General features: G+C 62.0%; 15 protein-coding genes and 1 pseudogene. 9 read left to right on the forward strand and 7 right to left on the reverse strand.

The window, feature by feature from the left end; translation table 11 throughout:
* Nucleotides 1-8 precede the first annotated feature (8 nt).
* The 6 genes from NVV94_RS01860 to NVV94_RS01885 all read right to left on the reverse strand — a co-directional run bounded on the left by NVV94_RS01860 (nucleotide 9) and on the right by NVV94_RS01885 (nucleotide 7,453).
* Nucleotides 9-401 (reverse strand): DUF971 domain-containing protein, encoded by a 393-nt coding sequence (locus tag NVV94_RS01860; RefSeq protein ID WP_258445568.1) that lies wholly within the window; start codon nucleotides 399-401, stop codon nucleotides 9-11.
* A gap of 43 nt (nucleotides 402-444) precedes the next feature.
* Complete coding sequence (gene hslU, locus NVV94_RS01865) at nucleotides 445-1,782, reverse strand: ATP-dependent protease ATPase subunit HslU (RefSeq protein WP_258445569.1); 1,338 nt, start codon at nucleotides 1,780-1,782, stop codon at nucleotides 445-447.
* Nucleotides 1,783-1,857: 75 nt separating this feature from the next.
* On the reverse strand, nucleotides 1,858-2,388 hold the full coding sequence (hslV, locus tag NVV94_RS01870; protein WP_258445570.1) for an ATP-dependent protease subunit HslV: 531 nt from the start codon (nucleotides 2,386-2,388) through the stop codon (nucleotides 1,858-1,860).
* A gap of 216 nt (nucleotides 2,389-2,604) precedes the next feature.
* A complete protein-coding gene (locus NVV94_RS01875; RefSeq protein WP_258445571.1) occupies nucleotides 2,605-3,294 on the reverse strand; it encodes an SPOR domain-containing protein in 690 nt (229 codons plus the stop codon).
* Nucleotide 3,295: 1 nt separating this feature from the next.
* Nucleotides 3,296-5,032 (reverse strand): arginine--tRNA ligase, encoded by a 1,737-nt coding sequence (gene argS, locus NVV94_RS01880; RefSeq protein ID WP_258445572.1) that lies wholly within the window; start codon nucleotides 5,030-5,032, stop codon nucleotides 3,296-3,298.
* A 201-nt stretch (nucleotides 5,033-5,233) separates the two neighbouring features.
* Nucleotides 5,234-7,453 (reverse strand): primosomal protein N', encoded by a 2,220-nt coding sequence (locus NVV94_RS01885; RefSeq protein WP_258445573.1) that lies wholly within the window; start codon nucleotides 7,451-7,453, stop codon nucleotides 5,234-5,236.
* A 169-nt stretch (nucleotides 7,454-7,622) separates the two neighbouring features.
* On the opposite strand from NVV94_RS01885, the gene rpmE reads away from it, so the two are divergent.
* The 3 genes from rpmE to NVV94_RS01900 all read left to right on the forward strand — a co-directional run bounded on the left by rpmE (nucleotide 7,623) and on the right by NVV94_RS01900 (nucleotide 10,114).
* Entirely contained in the window at nucleotides 7,623-7,841 is a 219-nt protein-coding gene (rpmE, locus tag NVV94_RS01890; RefSeq protein ID WP_258445574.1) for a 50S ribosomal protein L31, read from the forward strand.
* A gap of 41 nt (nucleotides 7,842-7,882) precedes the next feature.
* Entirely contained in the window at nucleotides 7,883-8,665 is a 783-nt protein-coding gene (locus tag NVV94_RS01895) for a thermonuclease family protein (RefSeq protein ID WP_258445575.1), read from the forward strand.
* A gap of 180 nt (nucleotides 8,666-8,845) precedes the next feature.
* Nucleotides 8,846-10,114 (forward strand): malic enzyme-like NAD(P)-binding protein, encoded by a 1,269-nt coding sequence (locus NVV94_RS01900; protein WP_258445576.1) that lies wholly within the window; start codon nucleotides 8,846-8,848, stop codon nucleotides 10,112-10,114.
* A gap of 125 nt (nucleotides 10,115-10,239) precedes the next feature.
* Here NVV94_RS01900 and NVV94_RS01905 read toward each other — a convergent pair whose 3' ends face one another.
* Nucleotides 10,240-12,312, reverse strand: coding sequence for an AsmA family protein (locus NVV94_RS01905; RefSeq protein ID WP_258445577.1), 2,073 nt, complete (start codon nucleotides 12,310-12,312; stop codon nucleotides 10,240-10,242).
* A gap of 199 nt (nucleotides 12,313-12,511) precedes the next feature.
* On the opposite strand from NVV94_RS01905, the pseudogene NVV94_RS01910 reads away from it, so the two are divergent.
* From NVV94_RS01910 to NVV94_RS01935, 6 genes and pseudogenes are all read left to right on the forward strand, one after another.
* Nucleotides 12,512-12,781, forward strand: a pseudogene (locus NVV94_RS01910) (hypothetical protein); the annotation flags it as partial.
* Nucleotides 12,782-12,909: 128 nt separating this feature from the next.
* Nucleotides 12,910-13,542 (forward strand): TetR family transcriptional regulator, encoded by a 633-nt coding sequence (locus NVV94_RS01915; protein ID WP_258445578.1) that lies wholly within the window; start codon nucleotides 12,910-12,912, stop codon nucleotides 13,540-13,542.
* 164 nt (nucleotides 13,543-13,706) lie between these two features.
* Complete coding sequence (gene ureE / locus NVV94_RS01920) at nucleotides 13,707-14,207, forward strand: urease accessory protein UreE (RefSeq protein WP_258445579.1); 501 nt, start codon at nucleotides 13,707-13,709, stop codon at nucleotides 14,205-14,207.
* A complete protein-coding gene (locus NVV94_RS01925) occupies nucleotides 14,204-14,878 on the forward strand; it encodes an urease accessory protein UreF (RefSeq protein ID WP_258445580.1) in 675 nt (224 codons plus the stop codon). Before ureE ends, NVV94_RS01925 begins: the two co-directional genes overlap by 4 nt.
* Before the next feature lie 10 nt (nucleotides 14,879-14,888).
* Nucleotides 14,889-15,503, forward strand: coding sequence for an urease accessory protein UreG (gene ureG, locus NVV94_RS01930; RefSeq protein WP_258445581.1), 615 nt, complete (start codon nucleotides 14,889-14,891; stop codon nucleotides 15,501-15,503).
* 25 nt (nucleotides 15,504-15,528) lie between these two features.
* Nucleotides 15,529-16,101: a HupE/UreJ family protein gene (locus NVV94_RS01935; protein ID WP_258445582.1), complete on the forward strand. Its 573-nt coding sequence runs from the start codon at nucleotides 15,529-15,531 to the stop codon at nucleotides 16,099-16,101.

Below are 16,101 nucleotides of genomic sequence, written 5' to 3' on the forward strand. Positions count from 1 at the left end.
CTACAGGCCTAGAGCATCAGTTTGACGATGGATACGGCAGGATCGCGGGATTTTCCGGCACTTTTCAACTCATCGAGATAGTCTGCCCAGAGTTGCTCCTGGCGGACGGCGAGCTGATACAGATAGTCCCAGGTGAACAGGCCGCTGTCGTGACCGTCGTCGAAGGTCAGTTTGAGTGCGTACTGGCCGGCCGGCTCGATCTTGCTCAGGCCAACGCCAAGCTTGCCGTATTGCAGGATAGGTTTGCCGTGGCCCTGGACCTCGGCGGAAGGGGAGTGCACCCGCAGGAATTCGGCGGGCAAGTGATACACCTCGTCCGGCCCGTATTTGAGGGTCAGGGTTTTCGAGGCCTTGTGCAGTTCGATGGCGCTGGGCAATCGATTGTTGGCGGATGCGGTCATGAGCTTCAGGGCCGCGAACGGCCCTGCCGGTAATGGATGAGACCTACAGAATATAACGAGACAGGTCTTCGTTCTGTGCCAATTCACCCAGGTGGCTGTTGACGTAGTTCGCGTCGATGCGGATCGGCTCTTCATTATGGGCGCTGGCCAGGTCCCCGGCACTGAACGACACCTCTTCGAGCAGGCGCTCGAGCAGGGTGTGCAGGCGACGGGCGCCGATGTTCTCGGTCTTCTCGTTGACCTGCCAGGCGATCTCGGCCAGGCGCTTGATGCCATCGGGCAAGAACTCGATGTTCAGGCCTTCGGTCTTCAGCAGCTCGCGATATTGCTCGGTCAATGATGCGTGCGGCTCGCTGAGAATACGCTCGAAGTCTTCCGGGGTCAGGGCCTTGAGTTCGACGCGGATTGGCAGGCGACCTTGCAGCTCGGGTACCAGATCGCTTGGCTTGCTCAGGTGGAACGCACCGGAGGCGATGAACAGGATGTGGTCGGTCTTGACCATGCCCAGCTTGGTGTTGACCGTGCAGCCTTCGATCAGCGGCAGCAAATCGCGCTGTACGCCCTCGCGAGACACGTCTACGCCGCCGGAGTTGCCGCGTTTGGCGACCTTGTCGATTTCGTCGATGAACACAATGCCGTGCTGTTCGACCGCTTCCAGCGCATTGGCCTTGAGCTCTTCTTCATTGACCAGGCGACCGGCTTCTTCGTCACGAACCAGTTTGAGTGCTTCCTTGACCTTCAGCTTGCGGCTCTTGCGCTTGCCCTTGCCCATATTGGCGAAGAGGCTTTGCAGCTGGTTGGTCATTTCTTCCATGCCAGGCGGCGCTGAGATGTCGACGCCAATCGACTCGGCGACTTCGATCTCGATTTCCTTGTCATCCAGCTGGCCTTCGCGCAGGCGCTTGCGGAACAGCTGGCGAGTGTTGGAGTCCTGGCTCTGCACCTGATCTTCATTGAAGCCGGTGCGTGCCGGCGGCAGGAGAGCATCGAGGATGCGGTCTTCGGCGGCATCTTCGGCACGGTGGCGAACCTTGATCATTTCCTGCTCGCGCAACAGCTTGATCGCCGCATCGGCCAGGTCGCGAATAATCGAATCCACGTCACGACCGACATAACCGACTTCGGTGAACTTGGTCGCTTCGACCTTGATAAAGGGCGCATTGGCCAGTTTGGCCAGGCGTCGGGCGATTTCGGTCTTGCCGACGCCGGTCGGGCCGATCATTAGAATGTTCTTGGGCGTGACTTCTACGCGCAGCTCTTGCGGCAACTGCATGCGCCGCCAGCGGTTGCGCAGGGCAATGGCAACGGCGCGCTTGGCGTCGTCCTGGCCAATGATATGGCGATTGAGTTCGTGGACGATTTCGCGGGGGGTCATGGGCATGATATGTGGAAGTCCTCTAGCAAGAATAAAAGCGTGGGAAAGCCCGGTGCTTGTACCGGGTGCCAGAACAGCTCGTTATTCCGCGAGGTCCTGCTCCTCGATAGTGATGTTGTGGTTGGTGAACACGCAGATATCACCGGCGATACCCAGTGCGGTTTCGGTGATTTCGCGGGCCGACAGGTCGGTCTTCATCAGTAGGGCACGGGCAGCAGCCTGGGCGAAGGCGCCACCGGAACCCATGGCGATCAGGCCGTCTTCGGGTTCAACCACATCGCCGTTTCCGGTGATGATCAGCGAAGCGTCCTTGTTGGCTACGGCCAGCATGGCTTCCAGACGGCTCAGGGTGCGGTCGGTGCGCCACTCCTTGGCCAGTTCCACGGCCGCCCGCACGAGGTGGCCCTGATGTTTTTCAAGTTGCCCTTCGAAGCGTTCGAACAGGGTGAAAGCGTCGGCGGTGGCACCGGCGAAGCCGGCGATGACCTGGCCGTGGTACAGGCGGCGCACTTTCTTGGCGTTGCCTTTCATCACGGTATTACCGAGGGAAACCTGGCCGTCGCCGCCCATGACGACTTTGCCGTGGCGGCGGACTGAAACGATGGTGGTCAAGGGAGAGTCTCCACGCAGGGGGGCGAAAATGCCTGATGGAAACTCATATGGGGGTGGTGCGCGGTATTTCAACCGTGGGAGACGAGTGGTGGGGCTTTTGCGACCGCTGTGCGGTCGATCGCGGGCAAGCCCGCTCCCACAATTTTGTGTGAACCCATTATCAATGGGCACAATTTGAACCCTGTGGGAGCTGGCTTGCCAGCGATAGGGTCGCCGCTACTGCCGCGTCTGCCGCTGCTGCAACAACAAATTACTGAACCCGCTACCCGCCAACTGCTTCTGCGCCGTGGTCAGCTGTTGGCGGTTGCTGAACGGTCCGACCAACACCCGATACCAGGTTTCTTCGCGCACGGTGCCGGACTCCACCTGGACCGCCTGTCCGAGCAGGATGATCTGTGCGCGGACCTTGTCGGCGTCGGTCTGCTTGCGGAACGAACCGGCCTGCAGGAAGAACTGCGTGGTGGCTGCCGGCTTGATCACCGGTGGCGCCGGTGGCGGCGTCAGCCCGCTCAAGGCCGCCTGGGCCCGTGCGGTGTCGATCTTGGCCGCTTCAGCCGGGGTCACCGGCGCCTGTGCCGGGACCGGCGGGGTTTTCTCAGGTACGGCCTCGGGCGGCACGATGACTTCCGATTCCGGCAGCAGGGTATAGAAGTCGTACTTCGGCTTCACCGGTTGCTGGGGGCTCGGCGCGGTCTTGTTGGCCTCGGCAATCTTCTCGGCCTTCTGCTGCTCGATCTTGACCCGCTTGATGTCGTCGCCACCGGGCTCGAGTTTCATCAGAAACACTATAAAGGCGCCAACCGTGAGGCCGATCGCCATCCACAACCATCCGGGAATGGGTTGCTTTGCAGGAGCTTGATAGCGGCTGGCACCACGTTTTGGCGCGGGTTTTTTCTTGGCAGCCAACTTACATGCGCTCCAGGGTTTCCAGGCCCAACAATTCCAGGCCTTGCTTCAGGGTGCGACCGGTCAGGGCTGCCAGGCGCAGTCGGCTCTGTTGTTGCTCGGGGCTGTCGGCACCGAGGATCGGGCAGTTCTCGTAGAAGCTGGAGAACAGGCCGGCGACATCATACAGATAGGTACACAGCGTATGCGGCGTGCCCTTTTCGGCGACGTTGTTCAGTACTTCGCCAAATTGGGCCAGGCGGGCAGCCAGGTCTTGCTCTTGCGGCGCCTGCAGCGAGATCTGGCCCTCGACTTCGTTGAGGTCCTTGCTCAGCTTGCGGAACACGCCGGCCACGCGGGTGTAGGCGTACAGCAGGTAGGGCGCGGTGTTGCCTTCGAAGTTGAGCATCAGGTCGAAGTTGAAGCTGTAGTCACTGGTACGATGCTTGGACAGGTCGGCGTATTTCACCGCGCCGATCCCGACCACCCTGGCAATGTTGCGCAGGTCGTCTTCGGCCAGCTCCGGGTTCTTTTCCTTGACCAGGGTATAGGCGCGTTCCTGCGCTTCGTTGAGCAGGTCGATCAGTTTCACGGTGCCGCCGTCACGGGTCTTGAACGGACGGCCATCGGCGCCGTTCATGGTGCCGAAGCCCATGTGCTCCATGGTCATGCCGTTGGTGACGAAGCCGGCGCGACGGGCGACCTCGAACACCTGCTGGAAGTGCAGGGCCTGGCGCTGATCGACGAAATACAGGGCGCGATCGGCCTTGAGCAAGTTGCTGCGGTAGCGGATGGCGGCCAGGTCGGTGGTGGCGTACAGGTAGCCGCCATCGGCCTTCTGTACGATGACCGGCAATGGGGTGCCTTCGGCGGTCTTGAACTCTTCGAGGAACACGCATTGGGCGCCATTGCTTTCCACCAGCAGGCCCTTGGCCTTGAGGTCGCTGACGACGTTGGCCAGGTCATCGTTGTAGGCGCTTTCGCCTTTGACGTCGGCCGGGGTCAGTTTGACGTTCAGACGCTCGTAGGTCTTCTGGCAGTGCGACAGGGAAATTTCGTTGAAGCGTTTCCACAGGGTCAGGCATTCCGGGTCGCCGGCTTGCAGCTTCACGACCAGTCCACGGGCCCGGTCGGCGAACTCTTCGGACTCGTCGAAGCGCTGTTTGGCCGCGCGGTAGAAGTTCTCGAGATCCGACAGCTCGTCGCTGGTAGCCGGTTTTTCCTGCAGGTATGCCAGCAGCATGCCGAACTGGGTACCCCAGTCGCCCACGTGGTTCTGGCGGATCACGGTATCACCGAGAGACTCCAGGACCCGCGCCACGCCGTCACCGATGATGGTGGAGCGCAGGTGGCCGACGTGCATTTCCTTGGCCAGGTTGGGGGCCGACAGGTCGACGACGACCCGTTCTGGCGCGCCAGTCTTGCTCACGCCCAGTTTCGGATCGGCCAGGGCCGCATCCAGCCGGCCAGCCAGGGCCTGGGTATTCTGGAAGAAATTGAGGAAGCCTGGGCCTGCGATTTCCGTTTTGCTGATTTGCTCGTCGGCCGGCAACGCGGCAATGATTTTCTCTGCCAGGTCGCGTGGTTTCATGCCGGCAGGCTTGGCCAGCATCATCGCGATATTGCTGGCAAAATCGCCATGGGTCTTGTCCCGGGCGTTTTCCACCTGGATCGCCGGCGTCAAGCCTTCAGGCAACACACCTTCGTTGACGAGTTGGGTGAGGGCTTGTTGGATCAGCTGGCGAATGGTGTCTTTCATGGTCTTCTCTTCGACCGCAAGCGCGGCAGCGCTTCGATGCGCAGGTGGAAAAACTGGGCATTATCCGTTGCGTGGGCTGGCTTGCCAACCTTCTGTGTTGTCCATTCGGGCCTCATCGCGGGCAAGCCCGCTCCTACAAGGGCTGCGTTGATCTTGTAGGAGCGGGCTTGCCCGCGATAGGGCCTGACAGCAAAGCATACTTCAATAAAGATCCACAGGATCCACATCCAGCGACCAGCGCACCTGACGGCCACTGGGCATTTGCTCCAGTTGCAGCAGCCAGGCACTGAGCAAACGGTGCAAAGGCGCACGAGCGTTAGCCTGCAGCAGCAGTTGCGCCCGGTAACGGCCGGCACGACGCTCCATGGGGGCCGGCACCGGGCCGAGCAGTTCGATACCGCCCAGGTTCAGTTCCGCCAGCAAGCGTTCGGCTTCACTGCAGGCTTCATCCAGGAAGCCTTCGGCTTGCCCGGGCTTGTGCGCTTCGGCGCGTAGCAATGCCAGGTGGGCGAAGGGCGGCAGGCCGGCGGCACGGCGTTCGCTCAGGGCCTGGTCGGCAAAGGCGAAATAGCCCTGCTCGGTCAATTGCACCAGCAGCGGATGGTCGGCCAGGTGCGTCTGGATGATCACCTTGCCGGGCTCTTCGGCGCGCCCGGCGCGCCCGGCGACCTGGACAATCAGCTGCGCCATGCGCTCGCTGGCGCGGAAGTCTCCGGAAAACAGCCCGCCGTCGGCATCCAGAATCGACACCAGGGTCACCCTCGGAAAGTGATGGCCCTTGGCGAGCATCTGGGTGCCGACCAGGATGCACGGCTGGCCGCGCTGGATGGTCGCAAACAGTTGGTTCATCGCGTCCTTGCGCGAGGTGCTGTCGCGATCGACCCGCAACACCGGATAGTCCGGGAACAGAATGCTCAAGCGTTCTTCGGCGCGCTCGGTGCCGGCGCCGACCGGGCGCAGGTCGACCTTGGCGCATTGCGGGCACTGCCGGGGCACGCGCTCGACATACCCGCAATGATGGCAGCGCAGCTCGCCGGAACGCTGGTGTACGGTCATGCGTGCATCGCAGCGCGAGCATTCCGAGAGCCAGCCACAGTCGTGGCAGAGCAGGGTCGGGGCGAAGCCGCGACGATTGAGAAACACCAATACTTGTTGGCCGGCGGCGAGAGTCTGGCCGATGGCTTGCTGCATCGGGCCGCTGATGCCGCTGTCCAGTGGCCGGCTTTTCACGTCCAGGCGCAGGAAGCGGGGTTGCTGGGCACCACCGGCCCGATGATTGAGACGCAGCAGGCCATATCGACCGTTATGGGCGTTATGCAGGCTTTCCAGCGACGGCGTGGCCGAGCCGAGCAGAATCGGGATGTTTTCCTGCCGGGCACGGACAAGGGCCAGGTCGCGGGCGTGATAGCGCAGGCCCTCTTGCTGTTTATAGGAGCCGTCGTGCTCCTCGTCGATGATGATCAGGCCCGGGTTCTTCATCGGGGTGAACAGGGCCGAACGCGTGCCGATGATGATGTCGGCCTCGCCGTCGCGGGCTGCCAGCCAGGCCTCGAGGCGCTCGCGATCATTGACCGCCGAGTGCAGCAGCGCGATCCGCGCGTTGAAACGTTGCTCGAAACGGGCCAGGGTCTGTGGCCCCAGGTTGATCTCGGGAATCAGGATCAGCGCCTGCTTGCCGGCTTCCAGGGTCTCGCGGATCAGCTGTAGATAAACCTCGGTCTTGCCGCTGCCGGTCACCCCGGCCAGCAGGAACGCATGGAAGCTTCCGAACCCGGCCTGCACGGCATTGAAAGCGGCCTTTTGCTCATCGTTGAGGGGCAGTTCCGGCTGGGCCAGCCAGTGCTCGTGGCGCTCGCTCGGGGCGTGGCGGCGGACTTCGACTTGAACCAGCTCCTTGGCCAGAAGCAAATCGAGGCTGTCCTTGCTGAGCATCAACTTGCCGAGCAGCTGGTGGGCAACCCCGTGCGGATGTTGTGCCAGCGTCGCCAGGGCTTCGCGTTGTCGCGGGGCGCGGCTGATGCGCGGGTCGTCGAGGCGGGCGCCGGGGCTGATTTGCCAGAACCTTTCCTGGCGGGCCTCGGCCGGATCGCCCTGGCGCAGCAATACCGGCAGCGCCCAGCTCAGGGTGTCGCCCAGGCTGTGCTGGTAATACTGGGCTGTCCACAGGCACAGTTTGAACAGTGCCGGGGGCAGTGGCGAGACGGGATCGAGCAGGGCGATGGCAGGTTTGAGTTTTTCCGCCGGCACTTCGCTGCGGTCGGTGATTTCGATGAGGATGCCGATCATCTCGCGGCGCCCGAACGGAACACGCAAACGCATGCCCGGGGTCAGCGCGGAGCGCGCCATGCCGGCCGGTGCCCGGTAGTCGAACAGGCGTCGCAGCGGCGAGGGTAGGGCGAGGCGCAGAATGACGTCGGGCACGCGGGAGGATCTCATTGGGCGGACGGTAAAGAAGGGCCGGAGCCTAGCAGACGGTCGGTTTAAGGGACAGCTTGCGTCATTGACACGGTCTGGTAGAATTCGCGCCTTAATTTCGTGCGGTATTCAACAATAGTGTTGGGTGGCGGCACGCTAGCCTGAGGAAGACACCATGAAAACCGATATCCATCCAGAATACCCAGCAGTTGCTGTAGTTTGCAGCTGCGGCAACAAGTTCGAAACTCGTTCGACCTATGGCAAGCAACTGGCGATCGACGTTTGCAACGAGTGCCACCCGTTCTACACCGGCAAGCAGAAGACTCTGGACACCGGTGGTCGCGTTCAGAGGTTCGCCGATCGTTTCGGTGCTTTCGGTGCGAAAAAGGCCTGAGGCCGATCGCTCTGGAAAGCCGCTGCGGCTTCTCTGCGCTGATGAAAAAGGCGTCCCTTGCGGGCGCTTTTTTTGTGTCCGCGATTTGGCTGGCGCCCACGCAGGCATTCTGTACGGCCCCGGGCGGCCTGCAGGCGGCGCAGGTGCGCGAGGTGGTCGACGGCGATACCGTGCGCTTGCAGGACGGGCGCAGTGTGCGCCTGATCGGTGTCAATGCCCCTGAAATCGGCCGCAAGGGGCGCCCCACCGAACCCTTCGCCGATGCGGCGCGCAAGCGCTTGCAGGCTTTGGTGGACGAGAGTGATGGGCGCGTCGGGCTGCTTGCCGGTGAGCAGGGTCGTGATCATTACGGTCGCACCCTGGCCCACGCTTTTGGTGTTCGGGGCAATAATTTCGAGGCGCAATTGCTCGCCGAGGGGCTTGGCTATCTGGTGGCTGTGGCGCCAAATGTGGCGCTGGTCGATTGCCAGCAGCAGGCTGAGCTGGCTGCGCGCCAGGGCCGATTGGGCCTCTGGCGGCAGTCTCCGGTGGTCGGCGCGGACACCTTGAACCGATCGGGATTTGCGCTGATCAGCGGCCGAGTCAGTGCGATCGAGCGTAATCGTGGTGGTATCTGGATCGAACTGGGCACTTCGGTGGTGCTCCATGTGTCGCCGAAGTTACAAAAATCGTTTCCGTCATCGTCGTTCGACGGGCTCAACGGGCAGCAGGTAGTAGCGCGTGGCTGGGTTATCGATCGATCCCGGCGCGGCGGACTGAAGCCCGGCCAGGCACGCTGGATGTTGCCCCTGACCGCCCCGGCCATGCTTGAGCGAATCGACTGAATAAAAATTGTAGACATTTTTTGGCTAGATTGTGAACAGTAAGGCCCTTGCTGGCTGCGGCTCTTGGCAAAAAGTCGTAGGCTAAAGCGCTTGACACAAGTGACCGAGCAGTCTTGTCGGGCCATTGCATCTTGCGTATCCTCGGCGGTCCGTCAGAACAGTAAAAGCGGAATGCCCTCCATGTCAGATTTGAAAACCGCCGCTCTCGAATACCATGCTCAGCCTCGTCCGGGGAAACTGAGCGTCGAGCTCACCAAACCTACCGCTACTGCACGCGACCTGTCGCTGGCTTACAGCCCGGGCGTAGCCGAACCTGTGCGCGAAATCGCTCGCGACGCGGAACTGGCCTACAAATACACCGGCAAGGGCAACCTGGTAGCAGTGATTTCGGACGGTACCGCGATTCTAGGCCTGGGTAACCTGGGCCCGCTGGCCTCCAAGCCTGTCATGGAAGGCAAGGGTGTTCTGTTCAAGCGTTTCGCAGGTATCGACGTGTTCGACATCGAAGTCGACTCGGAAAGCCCGCAGGCATTCATCGATACCGTCAAGCGCATCTCCATCACCTTCGGCGGCATCAACCTGGAAGACATCAAGGCACCCGAGTGCTTCGAGATCGAACGTGCCCTGATCGAGCAGTGCGATATTCCGGTATTCCACGATGACCAGCACGGCACGGCGATCGTGACCGCGGCCGGCATGATCAATGCCCTGGAAATCGCTGGCAAAACCCTCGAAGGGGCGAAAATCGTTTGCCTGGGCGCTGGCGCTGCTGCGATCTCCTGCATGAAGCTGCTGGTGAGCATGGGTGCGCAGATCGAGAACATCTTCATGGTTGACCGTACTGGCGTGATCCACGCTGGCCGTGACGACCTGAACCAGTACAAGGCCGTGTTCGCGCATGCCACCGACAAGCGCACCCTGGCCGAAGCCCTGGACGGCGCCGACGTATTCGTCGGCCTGTCGGGTCCGAACCTGCTCAGCGCAGAAAACCTGCAGCGCATGGCGCCGAACCCGATCGTGTTCGCCTGCTCCAACCCGGATCCGGAAATCTCCCCTGAGCTGGCTCACGCCACTCGCGACGACGTGATCATGGCCACCGGTCGTTCCGACTACCCGAACCAGGTCAACAACGTACTGGGCTTCCCGTTCATCTTCCGTGGTGCCCTGGACGTTCGTGCCAAGCGCATCAATGAAGAAATGAAGATCGCCGCGGCCAACGCCCTGCGTGAACTGGCCAAGCTGCCAGTGCCTAAGGAAGTCTGCGATGCCTACGGCGGCATCTCCCTGGAATTCGGCCGTGAGTACATCATTCCGAAACCAATGGATGCCCGTCTGATCACCGTGATTTCCGATGCCGTGGCCAAGGCCGCAATCGAGACCGGCGTGGCAACCCTGCCGTATCCGAAGAACTACCCGCTCAAAAGCGTGGATGACGTGTTCAACGGCTAAGCCGTTGTAGCGCTTCAAACAAAAAGCCCCGGCTCGTGAGAGTCGGGGCTTTTTGTTTGTGGTTGATCTGAAGGCCCTCATCGCTGGCAAGCCAGCCACAAGGTTCACCACTGGCTCATGCCTGCCTATCTGCTCTTGACCGACTTGGGCGCCTTGCCCGCCTTCATCTGCTCGAGCAACGGGGTGCACTGGTTCGGCTCGCCCCCGCTGGGCGCGACCAGCGCCAGCAGCCCGGCCGCCGGTGCGACCACCGCGCCAAGGGCCAGCAGACCGGCACCGCGTAAAAGCAACGGCACCGTTTGCACGCCGGCCTTGGGACTCTTGAAGGGGCCGCGTACATACAACGGCGAGCGCAATGACAACAGCCGAATGCCCTTGGACTCCGGATTGATACTCAGGTTGAGTTGCTCGGTCGCGAAGTTGGCAGTGCCGTCGATGTAAACGATCGCATTCTCGGTATCGAAGACGAACAGGCGGGTGCTGGCCAGCCCGTTCTTGAAGCCGAAATCGGCAGCCGCGCAGTTGATCTTCACGTCTTCGTCGCCAAACAGCTTGACCAGTACATAGTTGCCGACATTGAGCCCGGCAATTTCCATCATCCCGCGACTGATGGCGCCATCGTTTATCAGCATCTTCAAATCCCCGTTGGCGCTACCAAGCAGGGCCGCTACAGAGTTGCCGCGGCCGGTCAGGTCGGCATCGCCATTGAGTTGGCCAAAGCTGGACTTCATGGGTTCGAAGCTTGGGAACAACTGCTTGAGCTTGAATTTGCGGGCCGTCAGTCTGGCCCGCCCCTGCAGCGGCGCAACCCGACCATCGAGGCGTATCTGCGCATCGAGCGTGCCACCGGCCACGCCAAACCGCAGCGGTTCCAGGCCAAGCTGGCCATCATTGAGCAGCACATGGGTGTAGAGGTCGGTAAAGGGCAGATCCTCACTGTGAACTATCCGCTTGCCGGTGAACTCCACGTCGGCATCCATCGCTCGCCAGCGCTCGGTGCGGAACTCCTCGACCGGCAGTACCTTGTTCGCCGGTTGCTTGCTGTCGCCGCCTCGGGCATTTTGCTTGGCATTGGAGTCGGCCCCGATCAGCGGCGCCAGGTCGGCGAACCGCAGTTGATTGGAAACCAGCGCACCACTGAGCTTTGGCCGTGGCTGGCTGGCGACATAGGCCAGGTTGCCATGGATGTCGCTGGCGCCGATCTTGCCGTTGAAATTCTCGTAGCGGTAGGCAGCGCCGCCGGGCTCATTGAGCTTGGCGACCAGGTGGCCGTCGGTGGCATAAGCGGGTGTGTCGGGCAGGGTTACCCCGGCCAATGGGTAGAGGTTGCCCAGGCTGGTGCCGGACAGCTGCAGACGCAGGTCCAGGGCGCCGAGGTTGCGTGGGTCGGTCAGGGTCCCGGCGACGATGATGGCGGTGTCGGCAATGCGCATATCGGCTTGCAGGGGAAATGGCTGTGAGGCGTCCTGCAGCGCCAGTAGCCCGCCGATCTTGCCGGTACCGGACAACGGCTGGCCTTTGTAGCGCCCCTTTACCTTGAGGGAAAAGGCATAGTCCTGCGGTGTGCTGCCCTGCTCGCCGGCCTTTTTCGCCGCACCACTGCCAACGATATCGCTGAAGGGGATCGGCTTGCCCAACGGGTCGATCACGACATCCAGGCGGGTATTGAGCGTCTGGTCATCCAGGGTGACGTGGCCCTTGTCGAAACCGATGGAGCCGATATCCAGTACCCAGTTCGACGGCTTGGCCTGTTCATCCTTGGGTGCCAGCTCGAAGGTCCAGTTGGCTCGACCATCGGCCATGCGCTGCAGGCCGGCACGGGGCTCGATCAGGTCGATACGGGGGATCACCACCTGCTGCAACAGCAGCGGCAAGGGCGCCAGACGAAACTCGACCTGCTTGAGCCCGACCATCTCCTTGTCCTTGGACCAGTCTGGGTTGCCCAACACAAGGTCCTGGGCAACAAAGTGCGGCCATGGCAGCCAGGCGCGCCAGCCGCCTTGATTAGGCTCGGGTCGCCACAGCACCTCAAGGTTGCCGTTGATGGCAAACGGTCGATGCAAGGCTTCGGAAACCTTGGCATTGAGGGTTGGCTTGACCCGATTCCAGTCGAACGTGGCAATGATCACGACCAGAACCGCCAGAAACGTCAGCAGGCTGGCGAAGATTCCAACGAGCGTTTTTGAGGTGCGCGTCATTGCACGATTCTCCTGAGGACGCCTGTCGGCAAAGGCTGGCAGGGCGGCGCCTCATGGCTGAAAGGCCCGTAATAGAGGCCTTGGCCGTAAACATCATTTCCGTCGATTGTTACCATTACCCGTATGAACTTCTCTATCTGACACCCAAGAGTAGCATTGGCTCCGTAACCACTTTCCGGCATCACCCAGGAGTCCTCTCATGAAACGCCAATTGCTGCTCAGCCTGACCCTCTCCCTGCTGGCCGCCAATGCCTTTGCCGTACCCGCTGCCGAGCAGAACATTTCTGCCGAAGCCAAATCCGGCTCTACCGTCATTTCCCAGCCGCTGGACAGCCTGGCCGAAGGGGGTTCTGACCGTGTACTGCAACGTGACCGCGTCGCTGAAGGTGGCTCCGATCGCCTGCTTGAGCGCAACCCGGTTGCCGAAGGCGGTTCCGACCGCCTGCTCGAACAAAACCAACGTGTGAGCTGAGGCCTTGCGGCCCTTGGAAAAAGCCCGGTGCCCTGAACCGGGCTTTGTTTTGTCTACCGGTTCGACGTCCGTAAAGTCGATTTGCTAGAGTGCACCGCTGTCCCGAATAGAAATCAGCACCCCTCATGCTTCCCCGCGCCGAACAAAAACAACAAACCCGCCATGCCCTGCTCGATGCTGCCCGTCATCTGATGGAGAGCGGCCGAGGCTTTGGCAGTATCAGCCTGCGCGAAGTCGCCCGAACCGCCGGGATCGTCCCCACCGGCTTCTACCGCCATTTCGCCGATATGGACCAACTGGGCCTGGCCCTGGTCAGTGAAGTGGGCGAAACCTTTCGCGAAACCATTCGGCTGGTACGTCGCAATGAACTTGAGCTCGGCGGCATCACCGATGCCTCGGTGCGGATCTTCCTCGACGTCGTTGCCGCCAACCGTACCCAATTCCTGTTTCTGGCACGCGAGCAATACGGGGGTTCCCTGCCCGTTCGCCAGGCGTTGGCCGCCCTGCGCGAAGGCATCAGTTCGGACCTGGCGGCGGATCTGGCCCAAATGCCCAAGTGGCAACACCTGGACTCGGCGGCGCTGGCCGTCATGGCTGACCTGGTGGTGAAAACCGTGTTCGCCACCCTGCCCGAACTGATCGACCCACCCGCCGAACCGCTGCCTGCGCATCTCAACCCGCAAGCCAAGATTACTCAGCAACTGCGTTTTATCTTTGTCGGCGCCAAGCATTGGCAAGGGCTTGGCAGCCTGGAATGACATGCACCAGGCTGGCGCATAGCTTTTTCCAAGCGCACCAAATGGCATCAGTTTTGCGCCCTGTTTTCTGACGCAGGCACATTTTGTAGGGCATTTCCGAAAGAAGTCTCGATTGGCAAGGCACTTGCTCTAGCCAAGGCATCGTAGCTGCCGGAAACCTTGCCATGCTGGTCATTCACCAAAGAGTCGCGCCACAACCTGACTGGTCGGCAGAACTGCACCTGAACTTCGAAGCCCGCAGCAAAAGTCGTCTGCGCTGTTTCAGTGCCGCCGGTGAAGATGTCGGGCTGTTCCTGGAGCGCGGCCAGTCGCCGCTCCACGATGGCGAGTTTCTCAAGGCCGAGGACGGTCGTATCGTTCGCGTCTGCGCGCGCCCCGAGCAATTACTGCATGTTACTTGCTCGAGCGCCTTCGAATTGACGCGCGCCGCTTATCACTTGGGCAACCGTCACGTTGCCTTGCAGGTCGGCGATGGCTGGCTGCGGCTGCTCGATGACTATGTCCTCAAGGCCATGCTCGAGCAGCTCGGGGCCCGCACCGAAACCATCGAGGCACCGTTTCAGCCGGAGCACGGCGCCTACGGTGGCGGTCATCACCATTCGCGTCATGGCGACGAAGACTTCAACTACCCGCCGCGCCTGCATCAGTTCGGCGTGCGTCCATGAGCCCGGCCTGGGCCCTGTTGCGCCTGGCCAGCCCGCAATTGCCGATTGGCGGGTACAGCTATTCCCAAGGGCTGGAAATGGCGGTCGAGCAGGCCAGCGTCACCGACCCGGCCAGCGCTGCACGCTGGATCGGCGATCAACTCTTGCTCAATCTGGCCCGCTTCGAAGCACCCATGCTGTTGGCCCACTGCACGGCAGCGGCCGGGCAGGACTGGGGCCAATTGCTACAACTGTGCCAGGAGCATCGCGCCAGCCGCGAGACCCGTGAGTTGCACCAGGAAAGCCGACAGATGGGCTATTCGCTCAAACAACTACTCGAAGGCTTGCCCGAACTCGACGCGCCCGCCCGGCGCTTCCTCGACCAGATACCAGAGCCTCATCTGGCCCTGGGTTGGGCGTTGGGCGCGCGCGCCTGGGGCATCACTCCGGCCGATGCCCTGGCGGCCTGGCTGTGGAGCTGGCTGGAAAATCAACTGGCCGTGCTCATGAAAACCCTGCCATTGGGCCAGCAAGCCGCCCAGCGCATGACCAGCGAACTGCTGCCACTGCTGCAACAGGCCCAGCAAATCGCCACCCACCTTGACCCTCGACACTACGGCAGCGCCGCCTTCGGCCTGTCCCTGGCGAGCATGGCTCATGAACGCCAATACAGCCGCCTGTTCCGATCCTAGGAGAAAACCCATGAATACTCAGCCACTGCGTGTCGGCATCGGCGGCCCGGTCGGATCCGGCAAGACCGCCTTGACCCTGGCCCTATGCCTGGCGCTGCGCGAGCGCTACAACCTGGCCGTGGTCACCAACGACATCTACACCCGGGAAGACGCCGACTTCCTGGTGCGTAACCAGGCTCTGGCGCCCGAAAGGATCATCGGCGTCGAAACCGGCGGCTGCCCGCACACGGCGATTCGCGAGGATGCCTCGATCAACCTGGAAGCGGTCGATCAACTGAACCGGCGTTTCCCTGGCCTGGACCTGATCCTGGTCGAGTCCGGTGGCGATAATCTCTCGGCAACGTTCAGCCCGGAGCTCTCCGACCTGACCATCTACGTAATCGACGTCTCGGCCGGCGACAAGCTGCCACGCAAAGGCGGTCCGGGCATCTGCAAGTCGGACCTGCTGGTCATCAACAAGATCGACCTGGCGCCGCTGGTAGGTGCCTCGCTGGAGATGATGGACAGCGACACCCGCAGAATGCGCGGAGCCAAACCCTTCGTCTTCAGCAATCAGAAAACCGGCCTTGGGCTGGACGCCATCATCGCCTTCATCGAACGCCAGGGCCTGCTGACCGCAGCCTGACTCGCCACCTTCAAGGAAGCTCACCATGACACTCAAGAAAGTCCTCGCTACCGTCGCCTTGCTGTTGAGCCCGGCCATGGCCTTCGCTCACCCCGGCCACGGCGACAATGGCCTGCTGGCCGGCATCGGCCACCCGATCGGCGGCCTCGATCACCTGCTGGCCATGCTCGCAGTCGGCCTGTGGGCCGCTCAACAGCAAGGCGCAGCCCGTTGGGCACTGCCTTGCGCTTTCGTCGGGACGATGCTGATCGGTGGTTTGCTGGGCTTTGCCGGCCTTCAGTTGCCAGGGCTGGAAAGCGGCATTGCGGCTTCTGTCCTGGCACTGGGGCTGGCTGTGGCCCTGGCGGTGCGACCGCCAGTGGCGCTGGCGGTTGTCGCTACCGCGTCGTTTGCCTTGTCCCATGGTGTAGCGCATGGGCTTGAACTGCCGGAGATGTCCAGCCCGTGGGCTTATGCGGTTGGGTTCGTGGTGGCGACATCGGTACTGCACGCAGTCGGTTATGCGCTTGTGCGGGTATTGCCACAGGCAGCGGCGCCGCTGGTGCGGCTGGCGGGTGTAGCATCGGCGGCTACCGGCGCTTGGCTGTTGGCTGGCTGA

The organism is Pseudomonas sp. LS1212, assembly GCF_024741815.1.
In the GTDB taxonomy this organism is placed as follows: Bacteria; Pseudomonadota; Gammaproteobacteria; order Pseudomonadales; family Pseudomonadaceae; genus Aquipseudomonas.

Excerpts from the sequence above, each read along its gene's own strand:
- NVV94_RS01860 (WP_258445568.1), bottom strand. The coding sequence starts at position 401 with ATGACCGCATCCGCCAACAATCGATTGCCCAGCGCCATCGAACTGCAC.
- hslU (WP_258445569.1), bottom strand. The coding sequence starts at position 1,782 with ATGCCCATGACCCCCCGCGAAATCGTCCACGAACTCAATCGCCATATC.
- argS (WP_258445572.1), bottom strand. The coding sequence starts at position 5,032 with ATGAAAGACACCATTCGCCAGCTGATCCAACAAGCCCTCACCCAACTC.
- rpmE (WP_258445574.1), top strand. The coding sequence starts at position 7,623 with ATGAAAACCGATATCCATCCAGAATACCCAGCAGTTGCTGTAGTTTGC.
- NVV94_RS01895 (WP_258445575.1), top strand. The coding sequence starts at position 7,883 with ATGAAAAAGGCGTCCCTTGCGGGCGCTTTTTTTGTGTCCGCGATTTGG.
- NVV94_RS01900 (WP_258445576.1), top strand. The coding sequence starts at position 8,846 with ATGTCAGATTTGAAAACCGCCGCTCTCGAATACCATGCTCAGCCTCGT.
- NVV94_RS01905 (WP_258445577.1), bottom strand. The coding sequence starts at position 12,312 with ATGACGCGCACCTCAAAAACGCTCGTTGGAATCTTCGCCAGCCTGCTG.
- NVV94_RS01915 (WP_258445578.1), top strand. The coding sequence starts at position 12,910 with ATGCTTCCCCGCGCCGAACAAAAACAACAAACCCGCCATGCCCTGCTC.
- ureE (WP_258445579.1), top strand. The coding sequence starts at position 13,707 with ATGCTGGTCATTCACCAAAGAGTCGCGCCACAACCTGACTGGTCGGCA.
- NVV94_RS01925 (WP_258445580.1), top strand. The coding sequence starts at position 14,204 with ATGAGCCCGGCCTGGGCCCTGTTGCGCCTGGCCAGCCCGCAATTGCCG.
- ureG (WP_258445581.1), top strand. The coding sequence starts at position 14,889 with ATGAATACTCAGCCACTGCGTGTCGGCATCGGCGGCCCGGTCGGATCC.
- NVV94_RS01935 (WP_258445582.1), top strand. The coding sequence starts at position 15,529 with ATGACACTCAAGAAAGTCCTCGCTACCGTCGCCTTGCTGTTGAGCCCG.